Origin of the sequence: Streptomyces sp. NPDC002588, from assembly GCF_040295925.1 — a bacterium.
GTDB lineage: Bacteria > Actinomycetota > Actinomycetes > Streptomycetales > Streptomycetaceae > Streptomyces.
This window is the reverse complement of the sequence record NZ_JBEOWF010000010.1, coordinates 227255-243548: the sequence shown is the minus strand read 5'-3', so window position 1 is coordinate 243548 and position 16294 is coordinate 227255. Positions and strand designations below refer to the sequence as shown.

17 protein-coding genes and 2 pseudogenes are annotated in these 16294 nt (G+C 69.4%); 10 read left to right on the top strand and 9 right to left on the bottom strand.

The genetic code is table 11. From position 1 onward, the window contains the following. Positions 1-56 precede the first annotated feature (56 nt). Together ABT057_RS14375 and ABT057_RS14370 are read left to right on the top strand one after the other, a co-directional pair. Complete coding sequence (locus ABT057_RS14375; RefSeq protein ID WP_352343169.1) at positions 57-1310, top strand: tyrosine-type recombinase/integrase; 1254 nt, start codon at positions 57-59, stop codon at positions 1308-1310. After that, a complete protein-coding gene (locus tag ABT057_RS14370; RefSeq protein ID WP_352343136.1) occupies positions 1307-3730 on the top strand; it encodes a tyrosine-type recombinase/integrase in 2424 nt (807 codons plus the stop codon). The genes ABT057_RS14375 and ABT057_RS14370 overlap by 4 nt, the downstream gene beginning before the upstream one ends. 26 nt (positions 3731-3756) lie before the next feature. Here the strand turns inward: ABT057_RS14370 and ABT057_RS14365 are convergent, their stop codons facing one another. Continuing rightward, positions 3757-4236, bottom strand: coding sequence for an HIT family protein (locus ABT057_RS14365; protein WP_352343135.1), 480 nt, complete (start codon positions 4234-4236; stop codon positions 3757-3759). 114 nt (positions 4237-4350) lie between these two features. Between ABT057_RS14365 and ABT057_RS14360 the strand changes: the two genes are divergently transcribed. From ABT057_RS14360 to ABT057_RS14335, 6 genes are all read left to right on the top strand, one after another. Continuing rightward, entirely contained in the window at positions 4351-4683 is a 333-nt protein-coding gene (locus tag ABT057_RS14360) for a hypothetical protein (RefSeq protein ID WP_352343134.1), read from the top strand. 17 nt (positions 4684-4700) lie between these two features. Further along, the gene (locus ABT057_RS14355; protein WP_352343133.1) at positions 4701-5042 is read left to right on the top strand and encodes a hypothetical protein; all 342 of its coding nucleotides are present in this window, start codon (positions 4701-4703) and stop codon (positions 5040-5042) included. Positions 5043-5173: 131 nt separating this feature from the next. Further along, complete coding sequence (locus tag ABT057_RS14350; RefSeq protein WP_352343131.1) at positions 5174-5878, top strand: hypothetical protein; 705 nt, start codon at positions 5174-5176, stop codon at positions 5876-5878. A gap of 304 nt (positions 5879-6182) precedes the next feature. Beyond that, a complete protein-coding gene (locus tag ABT057_RS14345; RefSeq protein WP_352343129.1) occupies positions 6183-6476 on the top strand; it encodes a hypothetical protein in 294 nt (97 codons plus the stop codon). 7 nt (positions 6477-6483) lie between these two features. Then, complete coding sequence (locus ABT057_RS14340; RefSeq protein ID WP_352343128.1) at positions 6484-6792, top strand: winged helix-turn-helix domain-containing protein; 309 nt, start codon at positions 6484-6486, stop codon at positions 6790-6792. Positions 6793-7036: 244 nt separating this feature from the next. Beyond that, positions 7037-7414, top strand: coding sequence for a DUF7919 family protein (locus ABT057_RS14335; RefSeq protein ID WP_502973900.1), 378 nt, complete (start codon positions 7037-7039; stop codon positions 7412-7414). Positions 7415-7436: 22 nt separating this feature from the next. On the opposite strand, the pseudogene ABT057_RS14330 reads toward ABT057_RS14335, so the two are convergent. The 6 genes and pseudogenes from ABT057_RS14330 to ABT057_RS14305 all read right to left on the bottom strand — a co-directional run. Beyond that, positions 7437-7689 (bottom strand): annotated as a pseudogene (locus tag ABT057_RS14330) (IS5/IS1182 family transposase); the annotation flags it as partial. A 42-nt stretch (positions 7690-7731) separates the two neighbouring features. After that, positions 7732-8133 carry a DUF4386 domain-containing protein gene (locus ABT057_RS14325; RefSeq protein WP_502973895.1) on the bottom strand — a complete coding sequence of 134 codons (402 nt, stop codon included), beginning with the start codon at positions 8131-8133 and terminating at the stop codon, positions 7732-7734. Position 8134: 1 nt separating this feature from the next. After that, positions 8135-8503: pseudogene (locus ABT057_RS14320) on the bottom strand (DUF4386 domain-containing protein); the annotation flags it as partial. Position 8504: 1 nt separating this feature from the next. Beyond that, on the bottom strand, positions 8505-8810 hold the full coding sequence (locus tag ABT057_RS14315) for a DUF8691 family protein (protein WP_352343127.1): 306 nt from the start codon (positions 8808-8810) through the stop codon (positions 8505-8507). A gap of 141 nt (positions 8811-8951) precedes the next feature. Beyond that, positions 8952-9155 (bottom strand): LuxR C-terminal-related transcriptional regulator, encoded by a 204-nt coding sequence (locus tag ABT057_RS14310; protein ID WP_352343125.1) that lies wholly within the window; start codon positions 9153-9155, stop codon positions 8952-8954. Positions 9156-9159: 4 nt separating this feature from the next. Further along, positions 9160-11592, bottom strand: coding sequence for a winged helix-turn-helix domain-containing protein (locus tag ABT057_RS14305; protein ID WP_352343124.1), 2433 nt, complete (start codon positions 11590-11592; stop codon positions 9160-9162). Between the two features lie 461 nt (positions 11593-12053). On the opposite strand from ABT057_RS14305, the gene ABT057_RS14300 reads away from it, so the two are divergent. Continuing rightward, positions 12054-12338, top strand: coding sequence for a hypothetical protein (locus ABT057_RS14300; RefSeq protein WP_352343122.1), 285 nt, complete (start codon positions 12054-12056; stop codon positions 12336-12338). A gap of 37 nt (positions 12339-12375) precedes the next feature. Here the strand turns inward: ABT057_RS14300 and ABT057_RS14295 are convergent, their stop codons facing one another. Together ABT057_RS14295 and ABT057_RS14290 are read right to left on the bottom strand one after the other, a co-directional pair. After that, entirely contained in the window at positions 12376-12618 is a 243-nt protein-coding gene (locus ABT057_RS14295; RefSeq protein ID WP_352343121.1) for a hypothetical protein, read from the bottom strand. Between the two features lie 65 nt (positions 12619-12683). Continuing rightward, positions 12684-12914: a hypothetical protein gene (locus ABT057_RS14290; RefSeq protein ID WP_352343119.1), complete on the bottom strand. Its 231-nt coding sequence runs from the start codon at positions 12912-12914 to the stop codon at positions 12684-12686. 1198 nt (positions 12915-14112) lie between these two features. Here ABT057_RS14290 and ABT057_RS14285 point away from each other — a divergent pair. Continuing rightward, positions 14113-16113, top strand: a complete 2001-nt coding sequence (locus tag ABT057_RS14285) for an ATP-binding cassette domain-containing protein (protein WP_352343117.1) — start codon at positions 14113-14115, stop codon at positions 16111-16113. Positions 16114-16294: the final 181 nt, after the last annotated feature.

The following is a 16294-nucleotide window of genomic DNA, read 5'->3' as shown; positions in this document are numbered from 1 at the left end:
CGTCCTGCTGCATCGGTAGGAAGTCACGCAACCCGAATGGAGGGATCTGCGTGGCGATGCCGAACGATGTGGAACGCGATGTCGACGCGATCCGGCTCCCGCGGTGGGGGCGGGTGGTGGAGACCGACGGTGTGGTGCCGTACGCAGTACAGGACGCCGACGGCCGGCCGATCGAGCCGGTGCGCCGGTACCTGCGTGACTTCGTCGCCCAGGGCCGCCGTGCTGGAAGCGTCCGGAGCTATGCCTACGACCTGTTGCGGTGGTGGCGGTGGCTCCAGGTTGTCGACGTCGAATGGGACAAGGTGACCTCGGCGGAGGTGCGCGAGTTCGTGCTGTGGCTGCAACGCACCACGAAACCGCGCCATACGCCCAGGAAGAAGACGGCCGCTACGGCCGGCACGATCAACCCGATCACGCGTAAGCAGCACCCGGGAGACCAGTACGCCGTCCGCACGATCCGTCACAGCAACGCGGTGATCCGCAGCTTCTACGAGTTCTGGATCGAGCGGGGAGCTGGGCCGCTGGTCAACCCGGTGCCTCAGGAACGTCGCGGGGGACGTCGGCCGAACGCGCACCACAACCCGCTGGAGCCTTTCCGGCCTGAAGGCCGGTTGCGCTATAACCCGCCTGTTCCCAAGCGTCGTCCGCGAGCGATGCCCGATGAGCAGTGGGACGCCTTGTTCGCGGCTCTGCGCTCGGACCGTGACCGGGCCCTGGCCTCGCTGGTCATCAGCAACGCCAGCCGCGCCGCCGAGGTTCTCGGCATCCGCTGCGGCGACCTCGACTGGGGGGATCAGCTCGTCCGGGTCAGGCGCAAGGGAACGGGAGCCGAACAGTGGCTGCCAGCCAGCAACGACGCCTTCGTCTGGCTGCGACTTTACCTCGACAGCATCGGCCCGTTGGCGCCGAGCGACCCGGTCTGGTGGACCCTGCGGCGACGGCGCCGCGGCGATGGCCCACCGGCCCGGCAGCCGCTGAACTACGACGCGCTCCGGGCCGTCTTGCGCCGGGTCAACGATGCCCTTGGCACGAACTGGACGATGCACGACCTGCGGCACACCTGCGCCCGCAGGATGCTCCGCGACCGCAATCTTTCGCTCCGCGACATCCAGACCATCCTCGGCCACGCCCACCTCTCGACCACGCAGCTCTACCTCGAAGAGGAGCCCGAGGAAGTCATCCGCCGGGTGCACCAGCACCTGTTGGACCTTAAGCAGACCCAACAACCCGCACTCAACCCCGTCCCCGCCCCGGCCCGCGGCTACGACGCCGCGGACCTGGCCGTGCTCTTCGGAGAAGTACCGCGATGACCACCACGACCAGCACGCCCGCCCAGCCCTCGCAGGAAAAACGCTTCCCCGCCTTCATCGGAGCCCAGCAAAGGGGTCCGGCCCGCCGACGCGTCGGGCCGATCGACAGCCTGTCCAGCCGAGAGGTGCTGCACAGGCTGTCCCAGCTGCGCACTTGGGCCGACCTGCCCGCTGCTGAGGTACGCGCGCGACTGCGCGCTGCCGAACGCATGCTGGAGTGGCTGACGCAGCGGCCCGGCGACGGGTGGCAGGAGCGATGGGAGTCCTGCGAAGCCGACCCGGGGCCGTTGAGCTGGGTTGCTGACGCCGCCGCGACCGAAGGGCGCTCAGAAAAGAACTTCCGCAACGAGGTCACCAGCGGCCTCGCCGCCCTCCTGCTGTGTCGCCTGGTGCTGCCCAGCTACGACTTCCTGGTCGGCTACGGCGCCGTCCGCCTGTTCACCGACGTGCGCAGGGAGCTGTCCGTCGAGACCTTCACCCGCGCAGAGGAAGCCGCCGGCGCCCGGGGCATGGCCGGACGCCAGGTCGCGGAAGTCCTCACCGCTCTGTCCAAGATCGTGCTCCACACCGGCAAGGATCTCCACCAGATCACTACAGACGACGTGCTGGAGTTCCGCGCCTGGAACATCAGCCGCTACCACCGGCACAAGAGCGGCCTGCACGGAGCCTGGGACGTACTGCGCGACATCGGCGTCCTCGACACGGACAAGAGTCTGCGCGCCTCCATCCGGCTGGGCCAGCTCACGACCCAGGAACTGGTCGCCCAGCACGGGATCCAGTCCGCACCGGTCCGCGACATGCTGGTTCACTACCTCAACGAGCGGCGCCCCGGAATGGACTTCAGCAGCTTCCGCCAGCTCACCAGCACCTTGGCCGGCACGTTCTGGGCCGACATCGAACAACACCACCCTGGCATCGACAGCCTCGACCTGCCCACGGAAGTCGCCGACGCCTGGAAAGACCGGCTCGCTTTCACCTCCGGCAAACGAGGGCCGAAAAGGCCCCGCAAGGGACGCCTGGAGGTCCTGGGCCGGGTCCGAACGCTATACCTCGACATCCAGGAGTGGGCACATGAAGACCCATCCTGGGCACCGTGGGCGGTCCGCTGCCCGATCCGCCGCAGCGAACTCGAAGGCGTCTCCAAGCGCAACCGCGCGCGGACGGCGGAAGTGCACCAGCGCATCCGCGAGCGCCTGCCCCACCTGCCCGTGCTGGTCGACACGGCAGAAACGCACCGCGACGACCAGGCCACACTGCTGGCTGCCGCCCGCCAGACGCCCATCGGCGAGACCTTCGAGCACGCCGGGAGAACCTACCGCCGGACCCGATACCGGTGGGACACCCGCAGCGCAACCCAGCACGGTCCGGACGCCGTCCTCGTCACGGACGAAGACAGCGGCGAACGTATCGAATTGCTGCGCGCTGAAGAAGACGCGTTCTGGGCCTGGGCGATCATCGAGACGCTGAGGCACACCGGCGTCCGCGTCGAGGAACTGCTGGAGCTGACACACCTGGCCTTGGTCTCCTACCGCCTGCCCGGCACCGGCGAGGTCGTTCCCCTGCTGCAGATCGTGCCGTCCAAGAGCAACGAGGAGCGACTGCTCCTCGTCACCCCGGAACTAGCCAGCGTGCTGGCCACCGTGGTCTGCCGGATCAGGGGAGACGACGGCCGCGTCCCTCTCGCGGCCCGCTACGACCCACACGAACGCGTGACCGGCCCAATGCTGCCGCACCTGTTCCAGCGCAAGAACGGATGGCGCAGGGAGATCATCAGCACCCGAGTCGTCAACAGACTCCTCAACGACACGCTGGAACGGTCCGGACTCACCGACCGGGCCGGCCAGCCGCTGCGATACACCCCGCACGACTTCCGCAGGATGTTCGTCACAGACGCTGTCACCGGCGGCCTGCCCGTCCACATCGCCGCGAAGATCCTCGGTCACCACAGTCTGAACACCACCCAGGCATACCTCGCGGTCTTCCAAGAGGAGCTGATCAGGTCCTACCGGGCATTCCTCGACACCCGGCGCGCTGACCGCCCCGCCGCGGAATACCGAGAACCCACCGAGCAGGAGTGGGACGAGTTCCAGAAGCACTTCGAGTTGCGGAAAGTCGAACTGGGCACCTGCGGGCGTCCCTACGGCACCCCCTGCGCACACGAGCATGCCTGCGTCCGGTGCCCGATGCTCCGCGTCGACCCACAGCAGCGGCGACGGCTGGAAGAGATCATCCGCAACCTCGGTGACCGCATCGAGGAGGCCCGCGTCAACGGCTGGCTCGGCGAGGTCCAAGGACTCCAGATCAGCCTCGAAGCCGCGCGGAACAAGCTCGCCTCGCTCGACCGCCTCGCCCGTAACCGCAACCGCAACCGCACCCCGGTCTCCCTGGGCATGCCGATCATCCATGGAGAAGACCGATGACCTCGATAACCCGCGCCGGCCCGCCTTCAGCGCACCGAGCGAAGATGGTCCAGCTCATCCTCGATTGCCTTGCGCAGTGGGTCGTGCTGCGGACCGAGTGCGAACTGCTCGTCGGTCCATCTGTCGCGGGGATAGAGCCACACCGGCTTGCCGACCAAGTCGGTTGGCTCCCACCCGAATCGCGGCCAAATGTGCGCATGCAGGAATCCATCGGTGTTGCCCAGGATCTCAAGATTGACTCGCCGGAAGGCTGCGTCCATGCGACGGGATACTCGCTCGACTGCCTCGCCGAGCTGGTCCATGTCGGACAGGAACGACATCCGTCTGGCCCTGGGCAGATCCGACAGTCTCTCCACCCGCGGGTCGTCCACCAGGAGCACCGAGTAGCCCGGCAGGAACTGCACATCGCCGATCACTGCGAACCCCGCATCCAAGCGGCGCAACACAGCCGGGTTCTCACCTCGCAGAGCACTACCGATCCGGTCCATCCGCCAGTCACCAACCATGGCCAGAACCTACCTGACCGCGACCGCCCGACCCTCGGCCAGCGTCTCAGAGCACCGCGCCCCACCGGCACTTCGTTAGTTCGGAAAAGCTGCTCCTGCGCACTGTGCGGATTCGTGTCCCTGCCCGATCTGCTGCTCTCCGTCGGCCGGCGCCCGCGGCTGGCCCACCTGTACGCCGACGTCGAGCAAGTGCGGGGCGACCGCTTGCGCCCCGACTGGCGCATCATCGACCTGATCCGGCACGCCGCGACCTGCGCGGCGCCCCACCCCGGCATCGTCTGCCCGGACAACGGCCGGGAGTTCACCGCCCTGCAGAAGCAGGTCCGGGCGGCCCTGCAGAAGGAACCCCGCAAGGAGCCCGACCCGGCACGCCGCGACGCTCGCGTTCTGTGCGACGGCTGTGCCGCTCTCCGCTGGCACTTCCGGACACCCCTGATCTCTTCGTGAAAGGCATACTGCAGATGATGACGACGACCACCCAGCGACTCCTCGACCTCGCCGCGGCCGCACCGGCCAGCCACGAAGAGGACCTGGTCCTGCACCTGCGCGAAGCGAGCGAGCCGTACCAGCAGGGTTTCCAGGACCTGCGCGACACGGTGGCGGCTCGCTTCGCCGGGCTGTCCCCCGGGGATGTGGCGGCAGCCGCGACCGCGGCCGGCATGCCGTCCGACGTATCTCAGGACCGAGACGAGCCGCTCGTGCTGCTCGCCCTGGCCGAGTGGGAGATGACGCCGGCGGCCCTGGCCTACACGGAGATGGCCGAGGACGCGGCCCGCCGCGGCGTGTGCCTGATCCCGGAGGACTGACCTCTTCCCCGCACCCGCACCGCCCGGGAAAACCTGGGCAGCGCACTGGACCCCCGCCCCAAACTCCTGCCATTATGTGAGTTTCGAGCCGGGCAGGCCGGCCCGCCTCCGACAGGACGGACGGTTCTGCCATGACCTCGCGCCGTGAGCCTCGCCTGGCCGACGCTGCCGAGATCGCGGCTGAACAGGGCCTGACGCCCGCACGGATCAGCGGCCTCTATACCGAGCGCGCCGAAAACGCGGCCGGCGTGCCGTTCCCCGAAGTCGCCGGTATGCGCGGCCGCGCCCGCCTGTGGGACCACGCGAAGGTCACCGAGTGGTTCGCCCACCGCACGCCGGCGCGACTGCGCGAGCACACGCCGCCCTCCCGTGACCCGCAGGACCTGCTGAACGCGGCGGAGGCCTCGAGGTTCCTGGGCTACAAGAACCCCAACCAGGTCACCACCTTCGTCCGCGACCACCCCGGGTACTTCCCCGCCCCGGACGTCGTCGAAGAGCTGGGCACCGCCGAAAACCCCTACCGCCGGCAGCAGTGGCGCGTGCAGACCCTGCTGGACTGGATGGCCACCCGGCCCGGCCGCGGCAAGCACGCCGGCGCCAAGCGCACCGCCCCCGCACTGCCCGACGTCCCCGTCGACGGCGACCCCGACGAACTCCTCGGAGCGACGCAGGCCGCGGCGCTGCTGAAGTTCAAGAGCGTCAACTCCTTCTCCAGCAGCCTGTCCCAGGGCAACCTGCCCCTGCTGGAGACCCCCGACGCGCTCACGGAGAACGGCGGGCGCCGGCGGTGGACGCGCCGGCGGATCCTCGAGCAGGCCGCCCAACGCACCAAATAGAAAACGGTGGTGAGCGCACAGCAGCCCACCGCCCCACAGACGCGGCATCCGGTTACCGGTCGCTGGTCCCTTGCGGCCGGGTGTCGCACGATGGCCGGCATGGCGTGGCTCGCCACCACGCCCCGCCGCCAGAGCGGCGAGTCTGTTCGAGGCGGTACGTCGAACCCCGAATGCCTGCCTCCGAAGAGATACGCAGCAGTGGGCTGAACTCCAGCAGCGGATTCCCCTATGGACAAGCCGACTGGGCCAGGAGCCCGGACTCTTCCAGCATGTTGCCAACACTCTGGTCCATGCCCATGACCAGGTGATCGCACCGCACTGGCCCCAGATCATCCGGCTCGCCCACGCCGACCGGGCCCTGCGTTTACGGCACCTGGCAGAAGGCAGTACCGAGGGGCTTCTGAACCGGCTCAGCCCTGGCCACATCCGATGGAACCCTCCCGTCCTGGAACTCGACACGGCGGCCTCCGGTCTCAGCAGCGACATCCACCCCGGCGGGCGCGGGCTCCTGCTCATCCCCTCGCTCTTCGGTTCTCGCTACCCGCTGATCAACCCCGGTGCCGAGCCCCAGCTGGATCACCTTCCCCGTCCGCCATGACGAACACGTGGCCATCACAGCGCCCGTCGTCACCGCTGCGGCGCTGACCAGCGTGCCACAGTCCCTGGCCGCGATCCTGGGCCGCACGCGCGCCACCGTGCTCTGCGCGATTGCAGACCACGCGGGCTGTACCACCACCGAACCCGCCCACCACGCCGGCATCTCCCCAGCCAGCGCCAGCGAACACGCCACTACCCTGCGGAACCCTGGCCTGACCACCGCCAGCCGCCACCGCAACACCGTCCTCCACACCCTCACCACCGCCGGAATCACCCTCCTCAACTCCTCAACAAACTCCGCCGAAATCGAGCACTGACCGCGCAGGCGGCCGCCTGGGCGGGCCCGCAAGGTCGCGGAAGGAGAAGCTGAGAGCCTCCGGCGGCTGCTCAGCGCCCTGGGTCGGTCGTGTCCGACGGTTCGTGGACTTGCGTGGGCGTCAACGCAGTGTGCGGCGATGATGTACGGGTGTTCCACGAAGATCTCAGTCAGTACACGTACCAGGACAAGGACGCCTTCGGGGACAGGGAGTCGTTCTACGAGCTCTGGCACCGCCCTGAGGCATCCGCCTGAACGCGGGATGGCCGGAAGCCGGCAAGCCGTACTCGACAGGGTCTGTACCTACGGGCTTCGCGGAGAAGCTGCAGGCCGTCCAGCAGGCCCAGTGGATGAACGTCTGCCCCGGCGTCCACGAGTGCGACCTGTGTCCTGGGGCAGGGGCCCCAGAAGAAAACGGCGAGATACGGATCCCGGCCGAGGTCGGCATCGCCTACGCCGCCCCGTTCCTGATCACGCACGACATCACCGTTCACGGCCACCGGCCGCCTCAGGTTTTCCTCGACGCCCCTCTCGCCGTCGATCTCGACGCATGGGCCGCCACACGGTGGCCCGACGTGCCCTTCCCCTGGGTCCCGGACGACGCCGAACGCCTGTCGGAGTAGGAGCAAGCAATCTCCACCGGCACAGCCAGAGCCGGATCGAGGCGACGGTGACCGTCCCGGGGAAGACGTAGGCCCTCTTGTCGTAGCGGGTCGCGACCGCACGGAACATCTTCAGTCGATCGATCGTCCGCTCCACCTCGCTGCTCCGGCGGTAGATCTCTGTGTCGAACCCGGTCGGACGGCCCGCCCTTGCTTCCTCGGCACCGAGGGTTGGCCCGCTGGTCCCTGGGCGCGGGAATGGTGTGTCTGATCTGACGATGCCGCAGATACGGCCGTTCTTGAAGTTGGCTCAAGGCCGGTCGACGAGATCCCGGCGATCATGATGATCGCGCGGGATCTCCGCCGTTTCCGGGGTCTGTTCGCGCTTGTTCGGCGGTGACGGCCGGGGACCTGAAGCCCTTGACGAGCATGTAGGTGCCGACAGAGAGTTCCCAGGCGGCGATGGGCAGGGTCGCGAGGAGCGACCACGCGGAGAGCTGGTCGTTGTGGCCGAAGAAGGTCGCGATGCCGGCCGTCAGGAGCAGAGGTGCTCCGATGAGGCCCATGGCGGGGATGAAGCGTGGCACCAGCCGGGACCGGTACAGCAGCGTGCCGAACAGCAGCGCGTTGATGACGGGCATGAGGCCGGGGCCGAGCAGGAACGTCCAGTCGCGGACGGTCACGAGCGCCCGTCCGGTGGTGTGTCGCCGCGTCCTCGCCCATCGTGCCGGTGAGGACACGGCGCAGGGTCACCACGGACAGCAGGCTCACCACACCGATCAGGATGATCCCGGCCTCGACCAGGCGCGAGGTGACGAAACCCAATGCCAGTGCCTCGTTCGTACGTCTGACGACAGGGAAGACCGCGACGGCGGTGCCGATGCAGGCCAGGGCGGTCACCACGTCGAGGAGACAACCCCACAGCACGCGGGTGCCGGCGCCGGCGCCGACGATGTAGTCGGCGTGGTCCAGGACAGGGGCGATCAGCAGCAGTGCGGGGACGGAGGCCACGAAAGTGATCAGGTAGAGCGCTCCTGCCGCGCGGGCGTGGCTCCTCGTCCAGTCGGTCTGCGCCTGCGTGGTTGCGGACCTTCGGATGGAGGTGGCCATGTCAGTCTCCGGGTTCCGGGTTCTCGGGTGTGCGGGGTCGGGGCGTCGTCGGTTCGTTCTCCCGTGGGCCGGTCTCCACCCGGGCGACCGAGACCAGGGGGAGACCGACGTCGCGCAGCCTTTGCAGCAGGCCGTGAAGTGCCGCCTGGTCCACGACGGGGCCCTGCAGGAGGGTTGTCCCGTCGCTGCCGGCGGTGAGGGTCATGCCGTCGAACCAGGTCGCCCACCGCGGGTCGAGGCGGCCCTGAAGGCGGATCTCGTACCAGCTGGGACGACGGCCCTGAGAGCCGGCCGTCGGGGTGGTCATGACGCTCCTTGTGCCGTGCCTGCCGGAAAGTCGACTGCAAGGTCGCAAGCACTGTGGTGAGCGGGCATCACCACATGTGATGACCAGGGTGGTGATTTTGCGGCCGGGCCCTCAAGAGCCGGGCCACCAAGAGCCCTTCTCTCATCGGCCGGGTGGGCGGGAGATGAGGTTGAGGCGTCCGGCCAGACGCACCGCGGCCCGCCGGCTGTTGACTCCGAGCTTGGTGTAGATGTGTCTGGTGTGCGTGCGCAGGGTGTTCACCGACACACGGAGCTGACGGGCGATGTCCGGGCCGTCGAGGTCGCCGGCCAGTAGCCGGAATACCTCCAGCTCGCGGTCGCTCAACGGCTCAACGAGCTCCCGCCGCGTGGCCGCGGAGGGCGCTGCCGTTTCCCCGCCGGTGGAGCCACCGATCTGTGTGGCCGCATCCAGGAGCCGGCGCAGGTATGCCCAGGGGGGGCCGTTGTCCCACGAGGGTTCTGAGAAGCGCGGCGATCGGCGGACCCTCGTCAGCGAAGACGCGGACGTGGCCTTGCGGTTCGGCCGGCATCAGGGCCCGCTCCAGGCCGGCGAGGGCGGTGGGGGCATCGCCGTGGGCGTTGTGGGCCAGTGCCTGCAGTACGAGGATCTCGATGGCACTGCCCGTGCGTCCACCGGACTCGGCCGCCTCGAGGAGCCGTTGGAGGAACGGAGCGGCGGCGCTGAGCGCGGATCCGGAGCCGTCGGCCGCGTGTGCGCCGAGCAGGATCCGAACCAGGGTGATGTACTCGTACTCGCGTACATAAGACAGCTCGTCGTCAGTGGTCAGACCCTGTCGGCGGGCCCAGTCGAGGGCCTCGCCCAGACTGCCGTGGGTGACCTGCAGCCGTACGCGGGTGGCCGGGACCGGTCGTACACTCGGGGAGAAGTCGGTGAGGTGGACGTGCTCCGCTTCCTCGAGGAGGTCCAGGGCACCGGCCCGATCACCCTCGCCGTGCAGGATGCATGCCTTCGCGACCCGCCACCGGTAGGGGTGCTGCGCCAGCCCTGCAGACTCACCGAGTTCCCGCGCTCGCCGCAGATGTCTGGTCGCGGCCGCGGAGTCTCCTCCTTCCCAGGCGATCTGACTCAGCCCGACATGCATGTCCGGTGCGCCCCGCAGGGTGCCCGGTTCCTCGGAGGCCAGCCGCAGCGCCCACTCGTAGGTGCGCTGCACGTCGGCCAGCCGGCCCTGGGTGATGCGGATGCCGGCCAGCGCGATCGAGCATCCCAGGACATCCGCGACATACCCTGCCCGTCGCAGACCTTCGACGGCGGCGGAGTAGGCCGCGTGGGCGGCGTCCAGGTCACCGCCGCCCCAGCCGGCAAGCCCCGACAAAGCCGATACCGCGCCCCGGACCACCTGATCGTCCGCGGCCGCACGGTCGATGGCCCGGTCCGCATGGGTGACGATTGCGGACGGGTCACCCTGCACCAGCGCGAGGGCGGAGCGGTACATCTCGATCGCGCCGGGCAGCCGGGCCAGCGCGCCCCGATCGACCACGACCACCTCGGCGGCCGGTCCCTCTCGCCCACGGCCGGCGAGGAGCCGCTCGATTTCCAGTAGACGGTCCTCGACGCCCTCGAACTCGCCGCGAGTCATGAGCGCGCCGACCAGGCCCAGGGCGAGCACAGGGCGGACCCGCACGATGCCGTCCGGAAGGTCCTTGACCCAGCCGCAGATGGTGGCTTCCTGCCTGTCTCCCTGCAAGACCGGGATCGCACGCTCGACGAGGTCGGCTGCCCGGTCGACCTCTCCCGACTCAAGCGCGTGACTGACCGCCGGCACCGGCTCGCCGGCGTCGGCGTACCACTGGCTGGCCCGGCGGTGCAGGCTCGCGACCCCGCTGGAGCGCTCGTCGGCCAGATGCGTGCGAAGGACGTCCGCGAAGAGATGGTGATAGCGGTACCAGTGGCGCCTGTCGTCGAGCCGGACGACGAACAGATTGGCCCGGTCGAGGGCATCGAGCATGGCCCTGCCGTCTCGGCGTCCGGTGACGGCGTCGCACAGCGGGCCGTGGAGGCGGCCCAGCACGGACGTCTGGAGCAGGAAGCCGCGCACGTCACCGCTTTGGCGTCCCAGGACCTCTTCGACCAGGTAGTCGACGACGTACCGGTCGTCGCCGGCGAAGCCGGCGACGAAGTCCGAGACGTCCTCGCGCCCTTGGAGTGAGAGCGCCGCCAACCGGAGTGCGGCGATCCAGCCCTCGGTGCGTTGCTCCAGCGCCTCGATGTCCGCTGCGATCAGGTTGGGTCCGACGGCCTCGTCGAGGTAGGCCGCCACCTCGTCGGGAGTGAAGCGGAGGTCGGCGGCGCGCAGCTCGACCAACTCGCCGCAGGCTCGCAGTCGAGCGAGCGGCAGTGCCGGGTCGGCGCGGGTACAGATCACCAGGCACACCTGCGGCGGCAGGTGTTCGAGCAGGAACGTCATGCCCGCCTGAACGTCCGGAGTGTCGGCAAGGTGACAGTCGTCGAGGATCAGATCGAGTGGGTTCGTCAGAGCACCGAGTTCATTGACCACGGTGACCAGGACGGTCTCGATCGGTGTCCGGGCCGACTGCAGCAGCGGCAGGACACCGGCGCCCACGCCGGACGCGGCCCGCTGCAGGGCGGTGACCACGTAGGTCCAGAATGACGCGGGGTGGCTGTCGCGTGCGTCGAGAGACAGCCACGCCACAATCCGCCGGCCGGCAGCCGCGCCCTGAAGCCACTCGGCCACCACTGTCGTCTTGCCGAAGCCCGCCGGGGCCGACACGAGAGTCATCCTCGACCTCGACCCGCGCCTCAGGAACTCACCCAGGCGTGGGCGCGCCACCACACCACGTCGCATCCGGGGATGGCAGAGCTTGGTCTCGACCAGGGGGCTTGCCACAAGAGGACCCCTCCCGCGCATTCGAGCCAGTGGACACGAAGGTACGACATCCCGCAACGGCCCAGAGTCCGGCCGGACCTCACTCTGCCGTCATCCCCCCTTCGAAACCAACCCTGGCCCCGTCACCCGGAAGAGGGGTGCAGAGGAACGGAACCAGTTGTGCGCACCATGCCGGAGGCCGATCGCCGGACAACCGGTCCCGTTCCTCTCACCACTGGGGAATGATCTTCGCCTGCGCGGGAAGCGATCTTCAGGGCCGAGTGTCGCCGTAGGTCATCCGCACTCGTGAACGCCCCAGATAGCGACCGTTGCGGAGCGACGAACAGGCCTTGCCGCCCCAAGGCGATCGGGCCGTGTACGAGGACATCCACCCGCCGGCCTCGGTACCGCATCTGTTCGAGCACCGGGATCAACTGCAGAGCATCACCCCACCGGCCGGGGGCGATGACAAGCGCACCCGGAAAGACCTGATTGGTTCCATCACCGCGGGCGCTTCGGTGTTCCCGGCGATGTGCATGGTTATCGGCGCAAGAAAGAGCGGTGACGGTGACATAAGACCGCAGGAAGACTCCCTCTCCGTCCGCACAGCACCCGGCAGCGGAACCACCGACACCAACCTGCAGGGAGGAGCGGGCTAACGGGCCGCTTGCTCGGCGTCCTGCTCCCCCGTCCTTCTCAGGCGCTCTGACACGGCGGCAGGAGTCCGTCGCCCGGCCAGAAGGGCCGCTCGGTCGCGATGCCGGTGAGGAACACGCCGACCTCGGTCAGGACTTTGGCGCGGTCGTCCGGTCCATAGACGGTGCACTCCCCTGCCGCGGCGTCGAAGGCCCGCACCTGGCTGTCGGGGCCGGTGCAGATCAGGGCCCGGGCGACTTCGGGAAGGCCGAGGCTGAGGGCGTCGCACCCCTGCGTCTGCACGAGGTGCACCAGGTCGGCGGTGACACGTTCCCAGTCGCCGGCCGTCGGCCAGTCGGCGCCTCCGTTCAGTTCGTGGGTGAGGGTGGCCGGCGGGATGATCTCGCGAAGCTGCCGTCCTTGGGTGAGGAGGTCGTGGATCCGGGTGCCGTCCGGCTGGAGGACCGCGGGTGGAGCAGGGTGCCGGCGGCGACCACGGTGGTGTTGATCTCCTGGGTTCCGGGTCCGGGGCAGTTGGGCTCGTGCGCGAAGAGCAGGTGGATGTCCGAGGTGCGGGCAGCAGGGTTGGGCTGGGGCATGAAGGGTGTTCCCTTCCGCGGTGAGGTGCCGGGCGTGTGCTGAGGTGCTTGCCGGTACGGGCGAGGCCGCCGCTCCGGCTTGCGGGCCTGGACGGCGCCGGCCGGCGCTGACTGGGCGGATGCGTGCCTGAGGATCCGGGCGACCTGGTGGGCGAGCTGGAGCATCAGCCGTTCGCGGGCGACGAGTTCGCAGGAGGCCGGGCGGGTGTCCTGGGCATGGAGCAGGCCGGCGGCGTCCCACAGCAGGTGCTGGCCGATCTCGGCCGACCGGCGCGGCTCGTAGCGGTCGCTACTGGAAGAGCTGCACCTTCAGCCCGAGGAACTCCTCCGCCGCCTGGCCGCCCGGCTGCGCCACCAGACCGGCATCGGCGTCATTCTCAACACCAGCACGGTCACCCCCCGCCCCGTGGGAGACGTCCTGACCCGCCGCGACCCGGTGGAGCTGGTTCCGTACGACAACCGCCTCCTGTGCGCGGAGCCTTCGCCCGCGTGCGACCCGCGGACGCTCTGGGAACTCGAGGCACGCTTCGGCCCTCTCGTCATCGAGGTGCCGAGACGGGACGCTCCGCTGATCACTACGGACTACCTAAGGGCTGTCCCGTAATCCCCGGCGGGCGCGCGACGACAGCTGCGGCACCTCGCCGCGTTGTCGGAACATCCGCATACATCCAGTATGCGGACGTCCCTCCGCCTTGTGATGCACCGCATCTGACGCCGCGCGCTGATCCACCGCGGATTACGGGACAGCCCTTAGGACAGCAATTCCCAGCAACCCGCCCACACCCCCGCCCGCCTCAGTCAGCTGGTGTTGACGGAGCCGGAGCGCGACCGTCTCGCCCTGAAGCCGTGAAAGGCCCGCGCAAGCCCCTGATCGAGTGCCACACGTCGTCAACCACTCGAACGTGTGGATTCAAAAGCGACCAGGCAGGCGGCCCTTGCCCCGAACGCCAGAACCGCATTCATGTTCGAGACATTCACCCGTCCGGGGCCGTTACGGCCCCGGATTCGGCGCGTTCTTAGAGCACCAGTACCAACCAGCCGGCCAAACGGAGGACACCATGAACACTGAGCCCGCTCCCGCCCATCGCCCCGGATTCGAACAGCGGCGGCGGTCCCCGCTCACCTCCCCGAACTGCGGAACTCGGCAGTCCGACGTCCACCCGCGCCGCTCAGCACGACTGAATACGAGGTGGGCGGCATGAGCAGCGGAAGTGATGCAGACGGCATCCGCCCGGGGGCGGTACCTGGCCCACGCGGTGCGGAACTTCCGCTGCCGCCCGCCGTCGCGCCCGGCGGGCCGCACGACGGTGACATCGCCGACGGCCTCGAGGAGGCGTACTGGTCCGTCTACGACGGCGCCGCGTCCCAGGCCACGGTGGGCCAGATCCTCGCTCGGCTGCCGCGCATCGTGCGCCAGATCGGTCGGCTGGCCTGGGCCGCGGACCGGACCGCGACCCTCTCCGTCGTGGTCTTACAGCTGGCGTCGGCCGCGATGACGGCCTTCGGGCTCATGGCCTCGGTGGCGGTGCTGCGGGAACTGTTCGCCGAAGGGCCCACTCCGGACCGGGTGCGCGCGGCCATCCCCCAGCTCCTGGTCGTCATCGGATTCCTGTCCGCCCGGGCGCTCCTGGAAGCGGGCGTCGCCACCGCGCAGGCCAGGGTGACCCCGAAGATCCGCACCGCGCTGGAGACGGAGTTCCTCACCCTGACCGCCCATGTGCGGCTGGAGGTCGTCGACGACGCGGACTGGCACGACGAGGCCTACCGGGCCAACGACCGCGGGCTGTTCTACGCCCGGCAGATCGTCGGCCAGGTCGTCTCCCTGGCCGCGGCACTCCTCGGACTCCTGGGCACCGCCGGCGTCCTGGGCGTCCTCCACCCCGCCTTGCTGCCGCTGCTCCTGCTGTCGGTGCTGCCAGTCGGCGCGGCGGCCGTTCGCAGCGCCCGAGCGCGCTTCCACTCCTTCAAGCGATGGAACACCCTGCAGCGCAGGGTGCGGATCTTCTCCTGGCTGCTGCTGGAGAGAGACGCCGCCGCCGAACTCCGCTCGGACACCGCCCAGGGCACGCTGCTGGACGAGCACTACCGGCTGACGACCCGGATCGCCGAGGAAGACACCCGCCTGGGCGTGAGCTCGGCCGTGCTGACCCTGGCAGGCCGGGCGGTCGGCGGGATCGGCACCGGCATCACCTACACGGCGCTCGGCGCCCTGCTGATCGCGGGCCGGCTTCCACTGGCCGCCGGCGCGGGCGCGGTCCTCGCCATCCAGGCCGCCCAGTCCTCGCTGACCCGGCTCGTCGACGTCTCCCACCTGGTCTACGAGCACGCCATGTGGGTGGATGACCTGCTGGCCTTCCAAGAACGCTGCCGCGACCTCCAGCCGCGCCGCAGCGGGCTGCCCGCCCCCGAAACGGTGAAGACCATCTCGCTGGACGACGTGTCCTTCACCTACCCGGGCAAGGACACCCCGGCGCTCAACGGCATCTCCATGACGCTGCACGCCGGGCAGACGGTGGCGTTCGTCGGCGTCAACGGCTCCGGCAAGTCCACCTGCGCGCGGCTGCTCGCAGGACTGTACGAACCCCAGGACGGGGGCACGGTCTGCTGGGACGGCGTGAACGTGCTGGACATGGACGCCGAATCGCTGCAGGCCCGCGTGGGCTGCGTGCTCCAGGATCCGGTCCGGTTCCCGTTCAGCGCGCTGGCCAACCTGACGGTCTCCCGGGGCACCCCCACCGAGGCCGACCCGCAGCGGGCCCTGGACGCCGCGCGGGCCTCCGGCGCCGAGCAGGTCATCGCCGGACTGCCCGGCCGGTGGGAGGCGCTGCTGTCCAAGCGGTTCCGCGGCGGCCAGGAACTGTCCGCCGGCCAGTGGGCGAAGGTCGCCGTCGCCCGCGGCCTGTACAAGAACGCCCCCGTCCTGCTGCTGGACGAACCGACCGCCAGCATGGACGCCCGGGCCGAGCACGCCGTGTACGAGGCGGTCCTGCGGGACAACCCGCGCCCCGATCAGATCACGGTGCTGATCTCCCACCGCCTGGCGAGCGTCGTTGCCTGCGACCGCATCTTCGTCTTTGACGGCGGCCGCATCACCGAGAGCGGCACCCACCAGGAGCTGATGGACCTCGGCGGCGAGTACGCCGCCATGTTCACCCTCCAGGCCGATGGCTACCGCGCCGAGGCCGGGGAGGCGGCATGATGCCCGACCACGTACAGCCCCGTCCCGCGTCGGCTGGCGTCTGGCCGGAGCACTTCACCGACCACCGCTACGGCACCAACTGCCCGATGTGCATGAACGACTTCGCCGCCGACGACATCGGCTGCGGCCTTCCTGTCCGGCGCGGAGAGGTCAGCAACGCCTACCTGTGGCGCAGCAGCCA